Source organism: Nocardioides sp. (genome assembly GCF_004803405.1).
Taxonomy (GTDB): Bacteria; Actinomycetota; Actinomycetes; order Propionibacteriales; family Nocardioidaceae; genus Nocardioides; species Nocardioides vastitatis.
This window is the reverse complement of the sequence record NZ_SSXI01000089.1, coordinates 84,099-103,598: the sequence shown is the minus strand read 5'-3', so window position 1 is coordinate 103,598 and position 19,500 is coordinate 84,099. Positions and strand designations below refer to the sequence as shown.

Below are 19,500 nucleotides of genomic sequence, written 5' to 3'. Positions count from 1 at the left end.
GACCCCGGCCGCAGGCGGCGGCGGTGGGGGAGCGGCCGGAGGTGCCGGCGGAGCCGCTGCGGCTGGCGGCGCGATCCCCCCGGTGGCGGTGTAGCCGATGCGCCGCACGACCTGCCCGCAGCTCCGATCGACATGCAGTGACCCGGAAGGAAACCGACGATGACCATCTACGCCGACTACCAGCGCGACCGCATCGGCTGGTTCTTCGGCCTCTCCGGAGGCCAGCTGATGTTCCTGGCGCTGGCCAGCCTGCCGGCGTTCTGGGCGATCAGCCGCGGAGCGTGGTCCTCCGCGTTCCTGTTCGCCCTGGTCTGGCTGTTCGTGCTGGCCATCACCGTCATTCCGGTCCGGGGCCGCTCGGCCACCGGCTCGGTGTTCGCCTGGACGATGTACGCCGTCGGCGGGCTGCTCGGCTGGACCTCGTTCCGTGCCAAGGCCACCGAGGGACGCGCCGAGGACCTCGACACCCCCGACCTTCCCGGGGTGCTGCAGGGCATCAAGATCCACGACGGCCCGCCGCACGGCTCCCAGCTGCAACGGGTCGGAGTGATCCACGATGACGCCACGAAGACCTGGGCAGTCACCGCCTCGATCGTCCACCCCGGCATCGCCATGTTGGACACCGAGGAGCGCAGCCGTTACAGCGAGGCGTTGGCCGGGCTGCTCGACGTCGCCGGCCGCACCGAGAAGATTGACGAGATCCTGTTCATGGTCCGCACCGTCCCCGAGGACGGCGCCGAGCGCGATCTGTGGGTCAACAAGCACCGCCGCGACAACGCCCCCCAGCTGTCCGAGGTCGTCAACAGCGACCTCGCCGTGGGCCTCACCCAGGCGTCGGTGCGCACCGAGCAGTTCGTGACAATCGTCGTCCCGGAGACCCGGATCGCCCGGTCGGCCAAGGAGTCCGGCGGTGGCTTCGAGGGCCGATGCCGCGAGCTCTACCTGCTCATGGCCGAGATCGAGGCCCAGCTGCGGGGCCCGATGGGGATGACGTCGGTCCGCTGGCTCACCTCGCCGGAGCTCGCCCTGGCGTCCCGGACCGGGTTCGCCCCGGGCGATCGCGCCGGCATCGTCGAGGCCCTCGCAATGCGGGAGAAGGACCCGAGCGTGAACGCCGACGTGCCCTGGGCGCTGGCCGGGCCCTCGGGCGCCGACGCGACGGTGCGGCACTACAGCCACGACGCGTGGAACTCGATCAGCGCCACCATCAAGCTCCCGACCCGCGGCGTGGCGATGGGCGCCCTGGCGCCGATCCTCACCCCGAGCCAGTCCGGTGAGCGACGCTCGTTCGTCGTCGCCTTCCCGATCGTGTCCCAGTCCAAGGCCGACCGGCAGTCCGGCAACGCCGAGTGGGCCGCAGACCTGGCTGAGGGAATGAACGAGAAGCTCGGCCGCAAGACCCGTGCCAAGCAGCGCGACGAGGCCCACAAGGCCCGCGGCCTGGACGCCAAGCTGGCCCACGGCAACGCGCTGGTCCGGCCCTACGCCGTGTGCACGGTCACGGTTCCCAAGACGCTGCGGATCACCGAGTTCGGCCGCCGTCTGGACGCCTCGATCCGCCGCGCCGGGTTTGCGCCCCTGCGGCTCGACCTGGCCCAGGACGTCGGTTTCGCCGCCTCGACCATCCCCGTCGGGATGAGCCTGACCCGGAGCGGAGACGCCTGATGCCCACCACGACCCGCCGGAACCGCGGCGGCGCCGATCGAGGCAGGGACATGGCGGCCCTGTTGTCCGACTTCGGCCACGACCTGCCCACGATCCCCCCGCTCGCCCCGGAGGCCAAGGAGCCCCGGATCTTCAAGTACGCCCCGCGCCGCGGTGCAGCCCGCCGCGGCCGCGGCTGGGCCCCCGCCACGGCCCCGGCGCAGGCCTGGCGGATGACCAGTGACCAGGCACCGGTGTTCTGGCCGTTCGTGTCCGCGCCGGCCCTGCCGCCGACCGGGGCGCAGATGGGTGTCGACCAGCTCTCCGGCGGGTCGTTCTACTGCGACCCGTTCGGCTGGGTGCTGCGCGACGACGTGTCGGCGACCAACCCGAACATCTTCCAGTTCGCCAAGCCGGGCACCGGCAAGTCCGGCACCACCAAGGCGTTCTGCACCCGGATGATGCCCTTCGGCTACCGCACCCTCGTCCTGGGTGACCCCAAGGACGAGTACGAGTCGCTGTGCCGCGCGCTCGGCGTCGAGCCGTTCGTCATCGCCCCCGGCTTCTGGGCACGAATCAACCCGCTGGCCATGGGCCCGCTCGGCCACGACTGGGAGAAGCTCTCAGCCGAGGAAGCCCAACGGCGCACGACGATCATCTTCAAGCGCTGGCTGGTCCTGATCCGCGGCCTCGTCGGCAGCATGAAGCTCGACGACCAGCGCCGAGTGCCGTTCGGGCCCGACGAGAGCGACGTCGTCCGCAACGCCTTGGCGATCCTCACCGGCTACGCCGCCGGCAACTCGATCCTCACCGAGACCACCATCCCGCGGCTGTGGGACCTGCTGCGCAACCCCACGCCAGCGCTCGTCCGGGCGTGCGAATACGCGAGCACCCGCCCGTTCCTCGACGAGACCCGGCTGCTGCGCAACGCGCTCGGCGAGCTGGTCACCGGCACCCTGGCCGGCCTCTTCGACGACTTCACCAACATCGAGGTCGACTGGCGCGCCCCGATCCAGTCGTTCAGCCTCTCCCGGCTCGACGGCCTCGGCGATGAGGCGGTTGGCATCGCGCTGCTGTGCATGAACTCCTGGGGCCGCGGGCTGCGCGAGATCGCCGAGCCCGGCGACCTGCGCATCGTCGTGCGCGACGAGGTCTGGAAGCAGATGCGCCTCGGCGTCTCCGCAGTAATGAGCTTCGACGCCGACCTGCGGCTCTCGCGCGGCTACGCCGGTGGAGGTGCCGGCAAGGGCGGCGACATCCAGTTCGCCAACCTCCACAAGCCCTCCGACCTGCTCTCGGTCGGCGATGCCGACTCACATGCCGCGATGATCGCCAAGGACCTCCTCGAGCTGGCCGACATCAAGATCCTCGGCGGGCAGAAGCCGCGCGTCGCGCGCGAGCTCGACTCAATGCTCGGCTTCGGCCCGATCGCCCAAGACCTCGTCTCGGGCTGGGCGATGCAGGACAAGGGCCGCGCGCTGTGGTGCGTCGGAGACGCCACCTACAAGGTCCAGACGGTGCTCCACCCGCTGGAGAAGAAGCTCTACTACACCAACGAGGCCATCGAGGCCGCCAGTTAGAAGTTCGCGTGAATCTTGACGGTTTCGCCGGGAACCTGAGCATGTGCCGGGCCGTGGTGTCGTTGGGGCGCTCAGGTTGCCACGAACATGGTCGAGCCCTCGCCGGAGGGCCGATCTGTGAGGCCCTGTTCCGTAAGGCGCCCCAGTCCCGGCGACGACCTCCGGACGCGTCTTTCGGGACGCTGGACCGGTGGTGCAGCCGCTGATCAGCCGTGTTCCCGTTAGAGGTTCCTCTTCCGGACGCAGCAACTAGTCGAGAACCCGGGTTGCCGCCGACAGTGCAGATGTTCTCATCCGCCACGACGGCACGCCGTCAGTCGGCATCGAGCGTGTGCACGGGCCGCGCTCGGGTAGTCAGTTCGTCGGTAGAGGTGCAGACCGCCGGGGTCAGCACATCGTCACGACAAGAATCCGATCAACTCCGACGGCAGCCGAGCAGTTCAACTCATCGCGTGACGCCGCCGAAGACATCGGCGCGCGAGAGCGTCGGGGCCCACGAACCGTAGTCGAGCACCTGGGCTGCCACCTCATGGTTCTGGATCATCGCGCTCTCTCCCGCGTAGATGCCGGATTCAGCGTGTCTAAGAACCAGGGTCGGCACCTATGATCCGAGAGTGGTGCCTGACACCAGCGGGATACCGAACGCGGAGGGCGAAGCGATCGAGCGTGCCGACGCGGCCCTCGGCCGCGGCGAGGTTCAGCTCGCCCGCGACGAACTGTCCTCCGCGATCCGCACGTACACGGCAGCCGGCCACCACCGCCTCGCCGCGCTGGCGTGCGCGCGGATGGGGTCGCTGGTAGACAGCTTCATCGGGAACCGGGCCGTGGCCAGGACGTGGTACGCACGTGCCTCCCGGCTGCTGGAGGAAGCGCCGGACTGCGTCGAGCAGGGGTGGGTGGCAGTCGCCAGTGTCGGGTGCGACGTGGACGACCCCGCCGTGCTGCGCGCCAAGGCCGAGTTCGCGCTCGGGCGCGCGCGACAGTTCGGGGATGTCAACCTCGAGGCGAAGGCACTGGCCGACCTCGGCCTGGCGCGTGTGCAGTCCGGCGAGATCGCGGCCGGTATGGACACGCTCGATGAGGCGATGGCGCTGTGGTGCGGGCCGGCCGACGACCACAACACAGGCTGCATGGCTGTGTGCTCGTTCTTCACCGCCTGCTACTACGCGGCCGACTATGAACGGGTACGGACCTGGGTCGATGACCTCCGACGGATCGGCCTGGTCGGCGACGCACCCGGCAACCAGGTCTTCCTGAGCAGCCACTGCGACAGCGTGCAGGCCACTGCGCTGATGGAGTTGGGTCGTTGGACCGAGGCCGATACCCTGCTACGTCGATCGGTCGCTCAGTTCGAGTCCTGCATGCCGATGCCGAGTTGGCACCCGGCGATCGCACTCGCTGACTTGCGAGTCAGACAGGGACTCTTCGCGGAGGCCGAGGCGCTCCTGCTGGGCAAGGACAGCGACATCCAAGCGCTCCTCCCGGCTGCACAGTTGCACCTTGCTCGCGGCGACCTCGAGCTCGCTGCGGCCACGGCGCGCCGAGGATTGCGGATGGTCGGCGCGGACAGACTGCGGGCCGCTACCTTGTGGGGCGTTCTCGCGGACGCGGAACTCCGCGCAGGTCTGCGTGACGCGGCGGCGGACGCCTGCCGTGAGATGCAGGAATGTGCCCTCGACCTGGACGTCCCGTGCCTGCGGGCGCGCGCGTCGGCAGTCAGGGCCCGGCTACTGGCTGGTGAGGGCGATAGTGCAGCCGCGATCACCGCGATGGAACAGGCTGTGGACATGGTCCCGCCGTCCGGCTTCCCTGTCCTGAGGGCGGAGCTGACCCTCGATCTGGTCCGGCTACACGAGCAGGTGGGCAATCGGGCTGCGGCTCGCGTCGAGGCGGGCCAGGCCGCCAGCTTCCTCGCCGGGCTCGACGTCACCCTCACGGCCGAAAACCGGGCGCTGCTCCAGCAGTTCGCCCGCAGGTCGCGGGGTTCGGCCGTCGTCACGGCGACGTTGGCGCGCGGCGAGCACCCGTGGGTCGCAGCGAGTGACGGCCCGCGGGTTCGGCTGCAGGCGACGAAGGGGTTGCGCTACCTGGCCGAGCTGATCGCCTCGCCTGGTGTCGAGAGGCATGTTTTGGATCTCGTCGACCGGGTCGAGGGGGTCGCGTCGGGCGGGCCCGACCGCCACGGTCTCGGTGATGCCGGCCCGTTCCTGGACTCCACGGCCCGCGCCTCATATCGGCGCCACATCGAGCAGCTCCGCTCGGAGATCGAGGACGCGCTCGTCGTTGGAGCTTCTGACCGCGCGGTGCTGCTGCAGGACGAGTGCGACCAGCTCGTCGCTCAGCTTGCGGCGGCATTCGGGCTGACCGGGCGGAGCCGGGTCGCATCCTCTGCTGCCGAGCGCGCGCGCCTCAACGTCACCCGCTCGCTCCGCACCGCCATCGCCCGCATCAGAGCCGAGGTTCCGGACGCCGGCGACGTGCTGGATCGAAGAATCCGCACGGGGCTGTATTGCGCGTACGAGCCCGACCAAGCCGATCCCGTTCACTGGGTAGTTCAACCCTGACTGAACGGGATCGGCCCCGATTGAACGCCTCAAGGTTGAGAACAAAACTGTGGAGGCTTCGATGGAAGACGTTTACCAAGCAGACTCCGACGTCCACGTGCTGCCCGTGTCACTACCGGTCGGACCGGATGGTGTGCTCACGATCAACGCCTTCCTGCTGGACGCGCAGGAGCCGGTGCTGGTCGACACCGGAATCGGCAACGACAGCGACCAGTTCATCGACGCGGTGGACGCCATCGTAGGACTGAAAAACCTGCGGTGGCTCTGGCTGACCCACGACGACGCCGACCACACCGGCAGTGTCCGACGCATCCTCGAGGCAGCGCCGCACGTCAGGCTCGTCACCCACGCGCTGTCGGCGATCCGGATGTCGTCGTGGTGGCCGGTACCACTGGACCGGGTGCATGCGATCCGGGCCGGCGACCGCCTGCACGTCGGTGACCGAACTTTGCGCGCAGTGATGCCGCCGCTGTTCGACAACCCGATGTCGATCGGCCTCCTGGACGAGTCGACCGGCAACCTTTTCACAGTCGACTCGTTCGGCGCGCTCCTGCCCGAGGCCACCCAGGACGCTGCCGAGGTGCCGCAGGACGCACTCGCCGGCGGCATGTTGGCCTGGTCGTTGATGGATTCGCCGTGGTCATCGCTGGTTGACCGCGCAAAGTTCGCCGACGTCCTCGACGGCGTACGACGACTGAGGCCGAGCCGGATCTTCTCCTCGCACCTGCCGGCTGCGAGTGGCACCTCGCTCGACCGGTTCCTGGACGTCCTGAAGGCGGCACCTGACGCCACGCCACCGCCTGCCCCGAGCCATGAAGAGTTCACGGCCATGGTCGCCGGCATGCAGGCCGATCTCGAAGCAGCTGTCCCGACCTAGGCGAAGAAATCGGCCGGCGAGCGGCGAGTGTGCCGGCCGGCCGGTCGCCGAAGCTGTCGAGGACCGAGGCCTGCGCACCGTCATCGCTGCGGCCCCTGACCGGGTGCGGGCGGCCGAGGGCGTGCTCGACGCCTCCCTCGCGGCGAGTCCCACCGACCGGGATCCGGCTGACCCCCGAGTCGAAGCGGTGGTCTGTCCCGGGGGCCGGCGCCATGCGACGTAGTCGGCCGCAGCCAATTCGCCTGACGTCCGCTGACGGTGCGAATCACGTCGGGCAGGGCACGTTTCGGTGGTCATACCGGCGAGTGACGCGGGCCCGGCTACCATGCGCTCGTCGCAAATCGCACTCTTCTGTCGGACGTTGAGCGCGTCCCGTGAGGGATCCGCCTGCGGGAATCTTGCCCGCGAGCATCGGCCAGGGGCCCGAGCGCCTGGAGTGTCACGCAGACGTGCGTCCCGGCCGAGCTCGGTTCGCGATCACAGACGGACTCCGCGTCAACGTCACACCGTGAGACCACGAAACGACGCAGCTCCGTGCAGACCTGCGCGGATGCGCCTCCGCGGTTGACGTAACTCCACTAACAAGCCGTAGGAATTTTCAAAGTTCGCTGCATCTCGACAACACTTGTCGAGATGCAGCAGAGATTAACGAACCCGACGCGGGGAACTTTGACGAAACAGCCGATCAAAGTTCGGCAGGCACCGTCGCGGCGTCACGGAGGTGCGATGCATCCGCGGAATGACTGCCCACCGATGCCCCGTCTGAGCCGAGGCCGGGAACAACGAATTGCCGGCACGCCCATGGCCCCGACCGCGACGGTGGAGCCATGGCCGACGTCGACGACTACCGACTGCCCGCCGCCATTCTCGGCGTCCACCCCGACGAGTTCTACGGCACCCGTCGGTTGAGTCGTGTGTGTGCGCAGTCCTCGAAGCCCAGGTCACGACACTGCGCCACACCCTGGCGAACGCCCGGCAAGGGGAGTGTCCACCCACGAACCAATCAGCAGTCAGGTCAGGGGCCGCCCGCGCCCTCTCCCGAACGCTGCCGGACCACGCAGGACACGCAGTCGAGGAGTTCCTCGACGCCGTCCAGTCCGCGTTCTTACGGCGTAACGACCTGGTTCAAAGCTCGTTCCCGGCCCAGGCGGATGGGCGGCTGTGGGGGCACCGGCCGACCAGAGTCCGCGCCGTGAAGGACGCGACCCCAGACAGTGTCGAGACCAGTGTCGGACCTTCGGGCCGCAAATTGGCCAACTCGCGGGGCTGGTGAGGTCCTTCAACGGCGTACACGCGCTCGCAACGACCGGTCCGCGCGCCTAAACAGCCGACGGTGCGATGTTCTGGTTCAGGCGGAATACGTTGTCCGGGTCGAGCAGGTCCTTGAGGGCAACCAGCCGGCGATGCTTGGCCTCCCCGTAGGCCTGCCGCACTCGCTCGGGGCCTTCGTCCATGAGGAAGTTGACATACACGCCGTAGTGGAAGGGCTGGAGTGCGTCGAAGAGTCCCCTGGTCCAGGCCGACTCCTCAGCCCCACGGTCCTCGTCCGGCAGCCAGACCCCGTTGATGTTGAGGTTGAACGACGCCGCACGATGCGAGTATGCGGTGTCATCCTCCCCGGCACTGGCGACGGCGCCGCCGAGTTGGAAGAGGATGGAGTACGACCTGGGGGACCGCATTCGTAACGAGTGTTCGGTGATGATGTCGATCATCTCGTCGTCGAGGTCCGGCAGGTCTGTGGACTTCCAGTAGTAATGCCATCCGTGCGGCACAGCCTTGTCGTTGGCGCTCTGGTTGGCGACGTACGGCTTAGGCGCGACCAGGTCGAACAGCGGCTTGCCGAAGCCGCGCAGCGGCGCGAGGATGCGCTGTCCCTCGGCGATGTCGCCGGCCCAGACCGAGCCGATCTGCAGCACCTTCCGGCCGTGGAACCGCGCCGGGAAGATCGGGAAGGCCGGCAACGTGCGGTACTGCGTGATGGTCGTGAGCTGGTTGGGCGCGCTCGCGCAGAACTCGCGGTAGAAGCGCATCACCTCCGGAGCATCCTCCATGGGCCATACGACCGGACCGGCGAGGACGTTCGGGCCGAGCTGGTGCAGCCGGTACGAGAAGCGGGTCACGACCCCGAAGTTGCCGCCTCCCCCGCGCAGCCCCCACAGCAGCTCTGGGTCGTCCTGCTCGCTCGCGTGCACTAGGGTGCCGTCCGCGGTGACTACGTCGGCGGCGATCAGGTTGTCCGCGGTGGTTCCGTACGCTCGCATCAACCAGCCGATCCCGCCGCCGAGGGTAAGCCCGGCGATGCCGGTGTGGGTGACGATCCCCCCGGTCGTCGCCAGTCCGACTGCCTGCGTCGCCTGGTCGAAGTCTCCCCATAGCAAGCCAGGCTCGCCGACCGCCGTCCTCGACTCAGGATCCACGCGAACGCCGCGCATTTGCGAAAGATCGACCACGATGCCGCCGTCGTTCATCGCATGGCCGGCCACGCCGTGCCCCCCACCGCGGACGGACACCAGCAGCTCGTGCTGCCGGGCGTGTCGAACGGCGGCGATGACATCTGCCGCCTCGGTGCATTGTGCGATCAACGCTGGCTTGCGATCGATGGCACCGTTCCAGATCCTGCGCGCATCATCGAAGGCCGCGTCGCTGCTGGTGAGCACGCGGCCGCGGAATCCGGGGATCTCCATGCCACCCATTGACCACCCTCGGCCACCGTGATTTCTAGTCCAAGATTTGGACCGCGATGACCACGGGGGAGTGCGAAACTGCTGGCGTGAAGCGCTACAACCAGTACTGCCCGATCGTGCGCGCGTCCGAAATCGTCGCCGAACGCTGGATGCCGGTGATCCTGCGCAACATCTTGCTCGGCTGCCACACCTTCACCCAGATCGAGCGCGGCGCCCCGGGTATCCCCAAGTCGCTGCTCACCCGACGCCTCGAGGAGCTGGAGCGATTCGGCATCATCGACCGATATGAGAATCCGGTCGGACGCGGCTGGACCTACGAGCCGACCGAGGCGGGCAAGGACTTCTGGAACGTTTGCGAGGCGCTCGGCGTGTGGGGTGCGCGATGGCTTGAGGTGGCACCGGAGCACCTCGACCCGTACGTAGCGCTGTGGTCGATGTGCAACAGCCTGAACACCGAGGCGCTACCCAAGCAGCGCACGATCGTACGCTTCGACTTCACGGACCTCGAGCGGAAGAATCGCTTCTGGCTGCTGCTTGAGGACGGCGCCGGCGAGGTGTGCTTGAAGCCGCCAGGTGATGACGAAGCCCTCGTTGTCACGGCCGACTCGGCCTGGTTCGTGAAGTGGCACATGGGCCGGGTCGACTGGCGCGAGGCCGTACGAGCCGGCCGGATCAGGGTCGACGGCCCCAGCTCGCTCGCTCGAGCGTTCCCCACCTGGAACCAGCTGAGCCACTTCGCCCACGTGCAGCCGGTCACCCACCGGTAGAGGTGACCCTGACGCAGAAGCTGGAAGTGGCCGACCTTGTTGCTCCTCGGCTACGAGCCACTCGACGAAGACGTTGCAGGTGTCGACGATCTCAGGGCTGCTGCGGGCAGTCTCGAGTCTTCCGGGTTCAACCAGCGCGCAGAGCATCCGCTCGCCCGGATCCGTCTGCCGGGTACTTGCATTCAGGCGCTGGATGACCTCGGTGATTGTGTCGGGCCCGCCGCGACTTCTTCGCGCACAGACACGGCACGGCGGCGCCCGTCGAAGGGGCAAGGCGGGCGCACGCGAGCCGTGAGATGACTTCGGCGGCGTGGTGGCGCACCGCGAACGCGTCAGCGGCGACTTGCGCATGCACGTCGAGGTCCTTGAACGGACCGTCGGCGGCGGGGCGCTGCAGGTACTGGTTGAAGTCGGCGCGGATGCTGCCGGGCTCCGGCTCCGGCAAGGGCGCGTCCGACACGGGAGCGCTCTCGTGCCATGTCAGTAGCGAGGCAATGCGCGAGCTGAAGTACTGGAAGGGGTCCGAAGCGAGGACGTGTCGTCGAGTTCCAGAGCCTGCTGTTCGGTGAGGTCCTGCCCGTCGGGCGGCGGGTACATGATCGAACCGTAGGCCCATCCCATGTGGGACGACGGCGATGTGCCCGAGGACGATGGCGGTCGGCGGCACCTCCTCCCGCCAGGGGTTCGTGCTGTGGGACGGGTCGCGTCTCCCGACGTCGACTGAGCCACTGATCACCGGGTCGCATGCGGAGCCGCGTCGTAGCCCAGAATGACCTGGGCCCAAGACGATCGAACGAAGACCGCCGAGACGCCGTTTCCATGGCGAGGGTGCCTTGGCACGCTCCGGCGTGGGGCGCGCGCTTGTAGATGAGCAGTTTGTCGTTCACCCAGGATGATCGAGATCCCGTGTCTTGCTTCGTAGGCCCTCGACGGCTGACCCCGAGGGCCGGACACACTCGCGACCCGCGGAGGCGCGGCAACTCGTGACGGATTGCCTGCTCGCCGAACCGCGCGCTATCGGCTCACGCAGCAGATCGACGACGCGATCCTCGACGTCATGCCGGCCGATCTACGAAGCCGGGGGGATGTTGTTGTTCAGGCGGAAGAAGTTGTCAGGGTCATAGTGCCCCTTGATATCTTCGAGGCGCTGCAGATTCGCCTTGTCGAAGGCGCTCTCGACGCCCACGGTGACTGCTTCATCGGCAACCCCAGTGAAGTTCAGGTACAGCGACCCTGTTCCGTGTTCGTGCACCTCACCCCAGGCACCTCGCACCCAGGAGATCACCTGGTCGTCGTCGCTGGCGTCGGTCCAGTTGCCATCGATGGACACCATCCAGTTGGCTGATCGCTCACTGTAAGCGGTGTCGTCGACCGCCACGCGGTTGATCGCACCGCCCATGAAGAACGTCACCACGAAGACCCGTTCATGGGGACGGTTGCGGGCCTTGTCCACGATGATGTCGAGGATCGGGTCGGTGAGCTCGTCGACGAACGTGGACTTCCAGTAGCTGCGAAGCGTTCCGCGCTGGAAGAACTCATCGAAAGCGGCCTGGACGGCGACGAAGGGGAGGGGACCCGAGATGTCGGCGAGCGGATTCCCGATGTCGCGGAGGGGCTGGATGACTTTCATACCCTCCTCAGGATCCCCGGAGTAGACGGCGCCTGTGACGATGAACGGCTTGTTGTGGATCTCCGGAGGTGTGTGCTCGCTCGCCGGCAGCGTCGTGCATCCGATGAGCGCCGAGATCTCGTCGGGCGCTTTCCTGGCCCAGTCGCGGAACTGTCGATACACGTTCTCTGCGTCCTCCACAGGATGGAACACACCGGCGAACGCCACGATCGGACCCACCCGGTGACACTGGAACGTAAATGAGGTCACTACGCCGAAATTGCCGCCACCCCCGCGGATGGCCCAGAACAGATCGGGGTTCGAATCCGCCGACGCCGTCCGCACCTGACCGTCGGCGCACACCACCTGGGCGGACAACAGGTTGTCGACCGACAGCCCGTGCTTACGGCGAACCCAGCCCTCTCCACCGCCGAGCGTGAGCCCGGCCACGCCGGTGTCGGATACCACGCCGCACGGAGCGACGAGCCCAAAGGCCTGGGTCTCGTGGTCCATGTCGCCGACCAGCGCGCCACCCTGGACACGCACCGTCCGAGCCTCGGGATCGACGTCAACGCCGTTCATCCGGGCAAGGTCGAGAAGCAGGCCACCGTCCACGCTTGAGAGTCCTGCTACCGAATGGCCGCCCCCGCGAACAGCGACGAGGAGTCCGTTCTCGCGCGCGAAGTTGACCGCACCGATCACATCGGCGGTGCCTGTGGGGCGCACGACCAGTGCAGGTGTACCCGGATGCATCGCGTTGTACGGCGAACGGACGTCCTCATATCCGGGATCGTGGGGAGTAAACACATCACCCCTGACAGTCATACGGAACTCGTCGAGGCTCCCGTCGCTGATCTTCGCCTCTGAACCCTTCAGCGTCCTCACCGTCACCGTCATCTAGCTGCCCCTTCACTCGTTGAGAGGTGACCCACCCAACCCATCACGCTAGACCCAGGTCCGCCGCAGGGAATCGCCTTTTTGGGGTACTCCGGGACGGGCTTCTCGCACTTCCCGCAGCGACGTGACATGGAGTCCGCCCGTCGATATGGGGTCAGTCTCCAGGCGCCACCGACACGCGAGACGTGACACGTAGATGCGCCGCCATTGGCCGCGCTCCGCCAACCCGTCAGCTGGCTGCGGAATGCGTCACACCGCCGCTTAGGACTGTCCAGCGCGGCCCGCCCTGCGCGGGGCGCTCAGGTGTATTCCGTCCCGCAAGCCGATCCGCTTACGGAACTTCTCCTCCACCACTCGAGCGACCGGCTCTGGAATCTCCTTGAAGTTTCGGGGGGACGCTGCCTGACCTGCGTAAACGCGGCGCGGGGCGTCACGTCCCCCCGCCATTCGACGGTTCGGGGGGACGGATGCGGGGTCGCTGAGCTGCCACGCTGCGGCCCGTGACCAACGTCAGCAGCGCCAGAGTGTCCGAATCGTGCGCGCCGCGGTTGCTGATCCGTGGCGTGAAGATGCTGCGACAACTCTCGACCCGCGCCGCGCGGTACGTAAGGACACGGTCATGGCCGGGTGCCAGGCTGGTTCTCGTTCCTCAGGTCGGGGTGCTCGACGGTCTTCATGTAGCGGGTGGCGCCTTCGACGCTGAGTCCGAAGAGGTCGTAGATGCACAAACGCAGGTCGGAGCGCTTGGACGTCCGATCGAACCTGAGTTCCTAGAGATTGCCGGCTGAGACGCTCGGGACTGACCTGTCGTGAAGAAGCTACTCCTCGCCGGACTGCCGGTCCTGATGGTCTTCATGGCCCTGCCGTTCGTCGTGACCCTGATGGTGGTCATGACCACGACCGCGGCCGCCGAGTGCCGCACCCCGAGCAGCCAGAGCCCCGCGCCCACCGAGCTCGGCGTCATCGACGGCCCCGTGGGCGAACCGGTCAAGGGCAAGATCACCCTGGCGCACGCGAACATCCCGCGCCGATCCGGCCTCAACGGCTTCCGCGCCTCGATGCCCAAGGTCCTCTCCAAAGACCCTGACTTCGTCACCCTCAACGAGGCCAGGGCCTGGAGTTTGGCGCAGATCGAGGCAGCCGCCCCCGGTTACGGAGCGTTCCGGGTGCAGAAGCACACCGGCGACAACAACTCGATGGGCAACGTCGTGCTCTGGAAGCGCGACATCTGGTCCAAGGCCAACGGCGGCCGGGTCACGATCGTGGAGGACGACCACGGCTTCTACAAGGGCAAGCCGGTGACTTGGGACCGGTTCGCCACCTGGGTGATCCTCGAGCGTGCTGACGGCGCTGTGGTGTCGGTGATCTCGACCCACCACATGATCAACCCGCACAAGTACCCCCGTCAGCACGGCGACCCGCCGCTGACCAGGTCCCAGCAGTACGGCGCCGGCATGGACATCCTGCTGCAGCTGCAAAACTCCTTGGCCACCCACGGCCCGGTGCTCATCGGCGGCGACATGAACACCCACGCCGCTTACACCGACCTACCGTGGGCGGCGGCCGCCAAGATGAAGGCCGCCGGCTACGAGTGGCAGCACCACGGGGTCGACTTCATCTTCTTCCCCCAGCATCAGGGCGTGCGGCTCGAGGGCGGCTGGGACGGGACGATGGTCTCCGACCACCACTGGATCGCCGCCCGCATCGCCATGAACGGCGCCGGCCCCGAGAGCACCCCAACGGCTGCGGCCACCAGCGAAGGTGTGGTGAGCGCCGCCCACACCACAAGGACGTCGGCCGAGCCCCCGTCCGGCGACGTGCTCGCCCAGCTGATGCAGCTGCGGTTCGCCTCCAACTACCCGACCCTGACCACCGAGCAGGCCCGCAACGCGATCACCATCGCCCAGGTCGCCCGCGATCTCCAGGTTCCCCGCTACGGGCTGCAGATCGCGATCGCCACCGCGATCCAGGAGTCCAAGCTGGTCAACCTCACCGGCGGCGACCGCGACTCCGGCGGCCTGTTCCAGCAGCGTCCCTCGACCGGCTGGGGGAGCCGTGCTGAGGTCACCAACCCAGTGCTCGCCGCGCGTGCCTTCTTCGGCAAGGCCCAGCACACCAGCAACCCCGGCCTGCTCGACATCCCCGGCTGGCAGGACATGCCGCTCACGCAGGCGGCCCAGGCCGTGCAGCGCTCCGGCTTCCCCGACGCCTACGCCCAGTGGGACGACGTGGCCGGCGACATCACGGACCTCCTCGGCGGCGACCTACCCGACCTGCCAGACGTCGACGGCGCGGTCTCGAACGCGAGCAACTGCGAGGACACCGTCAACCCGATCACCGTCGGGACCTTGAACATCCTGGGCGCCGGCCACACCGACAACCAGGCGGGCGGCGGCAACGAGAAGGCCGGGTACGCCACCTGGGACAAGCGGCTGCCCGGGGCACTCAGCGCGATCGAGAACGCCGGCGTCACCATCGCCGGCCTCCAGGAGGTCCACGGCCCCCAGGCCAAGGCCCTGGCTGACCGCTATTCGGCCAAGTGGGGCATGTACCCGGCCACGGGCAACACCCAGAACAGGGTGATCTGGGACCGCGGCAGCTGGGAGATGACCGACTCACGCCTCGTCCAGATCCCGTACTTCAACGGCAAGGACATCGGGATGCCGGTCGTCCAGCTGACGGGTGCGGCCGACAGCCTCAACGCCGGGCAGGTCATCTGGGTCTGGAGCATCCACAACCCCGCCAACACCCAGGGGAACGCCGCTGGGCACCGCAAGGAGGCGCTGCGCCGCCAGCTGGCCACCATGACCGACCTCGCCGGCACCGGCACCCCGGCGATGATCCTGGGCGACTTCAACGACGGCAAGGACGGCAACAACTCCTCACACTGCGTCCTCACACCCGAACTGAGCAACGCCTTCGGCGGACCAGCGGAGCCCTGCAAGAAGCCCAAGCAGGACGCACCGATCGACCACATCTACGGCGCCAACCTCACCTGGGCCAGCGCCGAGGTCGACAACAGCACCCAAGCCAACAAGATCGCTGACCACCCACTCGTGACCGCCACCACCGCCGGCAGCAGCGCGGGCTGCGCGGTCGCGACCGAGACCAACTACAACCTCGGCCCGGTCAAGCCGCAACTGACGCAGCTGGTCAACATCCTCGGCCCGATGTTCGACATCAAGACCGTCGGCGGCTACCGCGAGAGCGCCACCGACCCCCACGGCCACCCCGCCGGCCTGGCGGCCGACTTCATGGTCCCGCTGACTCCCGCCGGCAAGGCCCAGGGGGACGCGCTCGTGGCGTACGCCCAGGCGCACGCGAAGGAACTCGCCATCGACTACATCATCTGGTACCAGCGCATCTGGTCGGTCGCGCGGGCCGACGAGGGCTGGCGACGAATGGAGGACCGAGCCTCGGCCACCGCGAACCACCTCGACCACCCGCACATCAACGTGCTCCCCGACGCTCAGGTCTCCCCGGTCGGCCTCGAGGGCGCGTCCTGCGACGAGGTGGTCTACCCGGTGCCGGCGGAGTACATCGGAACGGACCGGAAGAACTGGCACGACACCGGCCCCTACTGGACCAACTGGCACACCGGAACCGACTTCTCCGTCCCGTGCGGCACGACCGTCTACGCCGCCCACCCCGGCACCATCGAGATCGACACCAGCCAGGGCTGGGCGGGCCCGCAGCTGGTCAAGGTCACCACCGGCGCCGGCTCTCTGACCACCTGGTACGCGCACATGCAGAACGTCACCGTCAGCCGCGGCCAGACCGTCGCCGCCGGCGAGCCGATCGGCCAGGTCGGCAGGGAGGGAAACGGCTCCGGGTGCCACCTTCACTTCGAGGTCCACCTTGAGAACGGCTCCATCTACGGACCCGACAACGTCGACCCCTCGACCTGGCTGGCTGAAAACGCCTCGAACCCGAGTCGCTCTGTGTGATCGCTGCCGGGCCCTCCCAACACATAGGTGACCAACCAGAACTTCGACCACCCACGACTCCAGGAGGTGGAATCCAATGCAGCGAGAGCGACGACGCGACCCCTACCTCTGGACCTGGGAGATCCCTGTAGCCGTGACCCTGGCGGCCCTGTTCGTCATCGTCATCGGCATCCAGGTCGGCCGCTCCGTCGCGAACCTACTTGCCGGCGCCGGCTGGACCTGGCCCACCACGAATGCCGGGGCCAGCGCCGGCGCGTTCCCCTCACCGATTGGCACCGCCTTCTGGACCAGTCTTCCCGGCGTGGTGGGCGGGCACGCTGACGCCGGCCTGCCCACACCGACAGCGGACGGCCTGGCTGGGCGTGGCCTGGTGTGGGTCAGCCTCGCGATGACCGAGGTCGCGCTGCTGACCGCCACGATCTGGGTCGGCGTGTGGGCCTACCAGCGCTGGGGCCCGGGACGCATGCGCGGCATGGCCACCGCCGCAGAGGCCGAGAAGATCCTGGGCGTCACTCGGCTGCGCAAGGTCGCCGGCATCGTCCGGCCCGACCTCTACGGCAAGCACGCCGCCGCCACGGCGGCGCCCGTTCAGCGCACCGCCGGCGACCTCACCGAACAACCCGGTCCGCAGCTCGGCCACGGGCTCAGCCCGTGGCTCCTGAACGGCCGCCGGACGCACGGATCAGTGAGGGAGGAGCGATGAAGCTGAGGTTCAACCCGTGGGACGTGGGCTGGCGCATCGGGGACGCGCACGAGCCGCGTGGCGGCGAGCTGTGGGTGCCGTGGGACCGCACCGCCGGGGTGATCGGCCCCCAGGGCTCCGGCAAGACCCTCGACCTGCTCACCCCGGCGCTGCTCAGTGCCCCGGGCGCTGCCCTGGTCACCCTGACGAAGGTCGAGGACCTGCTGCTCAGCCTCACCGAACGCTCCTGCGACGACCGGCCGTGCGTGGTGCTCGACCCGTTCGGCCTGGCCGAGGGCATCTGGGGTCATGGGGTCGACGAGCTGATCTGGGACCCGATCGCCGGCTGTGTGGACCCCAAGGTCGCCGAGCGGCGAGCCAAGGCATTCACCGCCGGCACCGTCAAGGGTGCGATCACCGGCGGCACCGGGGACGATGCTGCCCGGTTCTACGCCGCGGAGTCGGCGAAGGTGCTGCAGGGCTACTTCCACGCCGCGGCCCTGACCGGCAAGACCCTCGAGGACGTCTTGCAGTGGGTCGCGAACCCGACCGCGGCCACCCAGCCGATGGAGATCCTGCGCCGCCACCCGCAGGCCGAGCCGTTCTGGCACGGCCTGTTGCACGGGGCGCTCAACGGCGACGACCGCACCGCCGGCAACACGATCACCACGGTGCAGCAGGCGGTGTCCCTGTTCTTTCAGGCCGACATCCGCCGCCGCTGCGTGCCCAGCCACGGGCACCCGGCGACCGACCTGGCCGACGTGATCCGTCGACGCGGCAGCATCTACCTCCTGGGCCGCGAAGACCCCTACGCCTCGGCCAGCCCGCTGATGACCGCGGTGGCCGAGCACGTGCTGGACACCGGGCTGCTGCTGGCCAACTCCTCGCCGTGGGGAGGCCGGCTGTGCCCGCCCCTGGTCTCGGTGCTCGACGAGCTGCCCTCGACCGCACCGCTGCCGACTCTGCGCACCCGGATGGCCAACGAGCGCGCGCTGGGCCTGTCGTTCATCTGGGCCGCCCAGACCCGTCCTCAGCTGACCAGCATCTTCGGCGAGCACGAGGCCCGGGCACTGCTCGGGCTCACCAACACCCTGGTGATGTTCGGCGGGTCCAAGGACGTCGCGTTCAACCAGGAGATCTCGGACCTGCTCGGAACCGTCCGCATCGGCCGCGTCACCCACTCCACCGGCGGGTTCAACGGCGGTAGCCGCAACTTCTCCGGCGACGACATCCCCATCATGCGGCCCGAGGAGGTCCGCCAACTGCCCGAGCGGCGGGCCCTGGTGATCGCGGAGAACGGCAAGCCGATCATCGCCAAGCTGCACCGATGCGTGGAGGGCAAGGCCGGCGAGCGGCTGCTGGCCGACCAGCGGGCGCTGCGTGCTCGGCTCACCACCGACCGCCGCATGGTCATCACCGCCGAGGCCCGGGCGACCGCCGCCGTCGTCGAGGCGCGCCGCCTCGGCTTCGCCGACGACGAGATCGAACCGACCAGGAGTGAGCTGTGACGACCGAACAGGCCCGACGGGCCGCGCCCAGCCCGATGGTGTTCCCGTTCCCCGTGCCCGGGGAACAGGTCCGGCTGGCCTACCGCGAGCTCCACATCGCCATCAACGGCACCGAGGAGCAGAAGAAGGCCCTGGGCCACCACGCCCTGCTGCCACGGCCCTGGGAACCAGCCACGTGCCTGGACCCCGAGCTGCGGCACCAGCTGTGGGAGTGGCTCGAGGACGTCGTGATCTGGCTCAACCGCGAGTACACCTGGGACATCTCCGGACTCATCCCCAGCTGCTGGCCCCTGCACCCGCACCTGGTCCACGAGATCGCGGTGCTGACCGACCAGCGCCGCCGCGCCGGGCTGGCGATGACCAGCGACGCGCTCGAGGAGTGGCACCGCTACTCCCTGCCCGCCTTCACCGACCGCATGCGCAACCGGCTACGGGCCCACTGCGACGACGAGCACAAGAGCTGGCCGGCGAAGCCGCGACACAACGAACACCTGGGCGAGGCCAGCACCCAGCGGCGTGACAACGCCGTCGCCCACGACATCGACGCGCTGCCCGCCAACCGACGGGCCTATGGGCAGCCCGAACCGGTCGGTCGACCGCGCCTGGTCGAGGTCGACCTGGGCACCGGCGAGATCAAGGACGACCCGCTCGGTGCGCAGCCGCGCACCCGAACTGAGAAGGGACCGAGGGAGTGACAGAGGCAACGATGCCAGATGAAGGGAGCGTTCGGAGGCCATCGGC

Annotated in this window: 14 protein-coding genes; 10 read left to right on the top strand and 4 right to left on the bottom strand. The window is 68.4% G+C overall.

From position 1 onward, the window contains the following. Positions 1 to 159 precede the first annotated feature (159 nt). Together E7Z54_RS06560 and E7Z54_RS06555 are read left to right on the top strand one after the other, a co-directional pair. Positions 160 to 1,665, top strand: a complete 1,506-nt coding sequence (locus tag E7Z54_RS06560; protein ID WP_136432197.1) for an SCO6880 family protein — start codon at positions 160 to 162, stop codon at positions 1,663 to 1,665. Continuing rightward, the gene (locus E7Z54_RS06555; protein WP_136432196.1) at positions 1,665 to 3,224 is read left to right on the top strand and encodes an ATP-binding protein; all 1,560 of its coding nucleotides are present in this window, start codon (positions 1,665 to 1,667) and stop codon (positions 3,222 to 3,224) included. Before E7Z54_RS06560 ends, E7Z54_RS06555 begins: the two co-directional genes overlap by 1 nt. A 445-nt stretch (positions 3,225 to 3,669) precedes the next feature. Here the strand turns inward: E7Z54_RS06555 and E7Z54_RS23010 are convergent, their stop codons facing one another. Continuing rightward, a complete protein-coding gene (locus E7Z54_RS23010) occupies positions 3,670 to 3,825 on the bottom strand; it encodes a hypothetical protein (protein ID WP_168798200.1) in 156 nt (51 codons plus the stop codon). Positions 3,826 to 3,841: 16 nt separating this feature from the next. On the opposite strand from E7Z54_RS23010, the gene E7Z54_RS06550 reads away from it, so the two are divergent. Together E7Z54_RS06550 and E7Z54_RS06545 are read left to right on the top strand one after the other, a co-directional pair. Beyond that, positions 3,842 to 5,788 carry a hypothetical protein gene (locus E7Z54_RS06550; protein WP_136432195.1) on the top strand — a complete coding sequence of 649 codons (1,947 nt, stop codon included), beginning with the start codon at positions 3,842 to 3,844 and terminating at the stop codon, positions 5,786 to 5,788. A gap of 61 nt (positions 5,789 to 5,849) precedes the next feature. Then, complete coding sequence (locus E7Z54_RS06545) at positions 5,850 to 6,665, top strand: MBL fold metallo-hydrolase (protein ID WP_136432194.1); 816 nt, start codon at positions 5,850 to 5,852, stop codon at positions 6,663 to 6,665. Between the two features lie 1,319 nt (positions 6,666 to 7,984). Here E7Z54_RS06545 and E7Z54_RS06540 read toward each other — a convergent pair. Further along, positions 7,985 to 9,322, bottom strand: coding sequence for an FAD-binding oxidoreductase (locus E7Z54_RS06540; RefSeq protein ID WP_240769549.1), 1,338 nt, complete (start codon positions 9,320 to 9,322; stop codon positions 7,985 to 7,987). A gap of 113 nt (positions 9,323 to 9,435) precedes the next feature. On the opposite strand from E7Z54_RS06540, the gene E7Z54_RS06535 reads away from it, so the two are divergent. Further along, positions 9,436 to 10,116, top strand: coding sequence for a winged helix-turn-helix transcriptional regulator (locus tag E7Z54_RS06535; protein WP_136432192.1), 681 nt, complete (start codon positions 9,436 to 9,438; stop codon positions 10,114 to 10,116). Positions 10,117 to 10,243: 127 nt separating this feature from the next. On the opposite strand, the gene E7Z54_RS06530 is transcribed toward E7Z54_RS06535, so the two are convergent. Beyond that, positions 10,244 to 10,576 carry a hypothetical protein gene (locus E7Z54_RS06530; protein ID WP_136432191.1) on the bottom strand — a complete coding sequence of 111 codons (333 nt, stop codon included), beginning with the start codon at positions 10,574 to 10,576 and terminating at the stop codon, positions 10,244 to 10,246. A 609-nt stretch (positions 10,577 to 11,185) separates the two neighbouring features. After that, positions 11,186 to 12,622, bottom strand: a complete 1,437-nt coding sequence (locus tag E7Z54_RS06525) for an FAD-binding oxidoreductase (RefSeq protein WP_136432190.1) — start codon at positions 12,620 to 12,622, stop codon at positions 11,186 to 11,188. Positions 12,623 to 13,122: 500 nt separating this feature from the next. On the opposite strand from E7Z54_RS06525, the gene E7Z54_RS06520 reads away from it, so the two are divergent. The 5 genes from E7Z54_RS06520 to E7Z54_RS06500 all read left to right on the top strand — a co-directional run bounded on the left by E7Z54_RS06520 (position 13,123) and on the right by E7Z54_RS06500 (position 19,454). After that, the gene (locus tag E7Z54_RS06520; protein WP_136432189.1) at positions 13,123 to 13,410 is read left to right on the top strand and encodes a hypothetical protein; all 288 of its coding nucleotides are present in this window, start codon (positions 13,123 to 13,125) and stop codon (positions 13,408 to 13,410) included. Between the two features lie 21 nt (positions 13,411 to 13,431). Beyond that, positions 13,432 to 16,569: a peptidoglycan DD-metalloendopeptidase family protein gene (locus tag E7Z54_RS06515; protein WP_136432188.1), complete on the top strand. Its 3,138-nt coding sequence runs from the start codon at positions 13,432 to 13,434 to the stop codon at positions 16,567 to 16,569. Between the two features lie 76 nt (positions 16,570 to 16,645). Continuing rightward, entirely contained in the window at positions 16,646 to 17,272 is a 627-nt protein-coding gene (locus tag E7Z54_RS06510) for a hypothetical protein (protein WP_136432187.1), read from the top strand. Continuing rightward, entirely contained in the window at positions 17,269 to 18,759 is a 1,491-nt protein-coding gene (locus E7Z54_RS06505; protein ID WP_136432186.1) for a type IV secretory system conjugative DNA transfer family protein, read from the top strand. Before E7Z54_RS06510 ends, E7Z54_RS06505 begins: the two co-directional genes overlap by 4 nt. Next, positions 18,756 to 19,454: a hypothetical protein gene (locus tag E7Z54_RS06500; RefSeq protein ID WP_240769548.1), complete on the top strand. Its 699-nt coding sequence runs from the start codon at positions 18,756 to 18,758 to the stop codon at positions 19,452 to 19,454. The genes E7Z54_RS06505 and E7Z54_RS06500 overlap by 4 nt, the downstream gene beginning before the upstream one ends. Positions 19,455 to 19,500: the final 46 nt, after the last annotated feature.

Bases quoted from the DNA above. Each gene is read 5' to 3' on its own strand.
- E7Z54_RS06560 (WP_136432197.1), top strand. From the start codon at position 160: ATGACCATCTACGCCGACTACCAGCGCGACCGCATCGGCTGGTTCTTC.
- E7Z54_RS06555 (WP_136432196.1), top strand. From the start codon at position 1,665: ATGCCCACCACGACCCGCCGGAACCGCGGCGGCGCCGATCGAGGCAGG.
- E7Z54_RS06545 (WP_136432194.1), top strand. From the start codon at position 5,850: ATGGAAGACGTTTACCAAGCAGACTCCGACGTCCACGTGCTGCCCGTG.
- E7Z54_RS06525 (WP_136432190.1), bottom strand. From the start codon at position 12,622: ATGACGGTGACGGTGAGGACGCTGAAGGGTTCAGAGGCGAAGATCAGC.
- E7Z54_RS06510 (WP_136432187.1), top strand. From the start codon at position 16,646: ATGCAGCGAGAGCGACGACGCGACCCCTACCTCTGGACCTGGGAGATC.
- E7Z54_RS06505 (WP_136432186.1), top strand. From the start codon at position 17,269: ATGAAGCTGAGGTTCAACCCGTGGGACGTGGGCTGGCGCATCGGGGAC.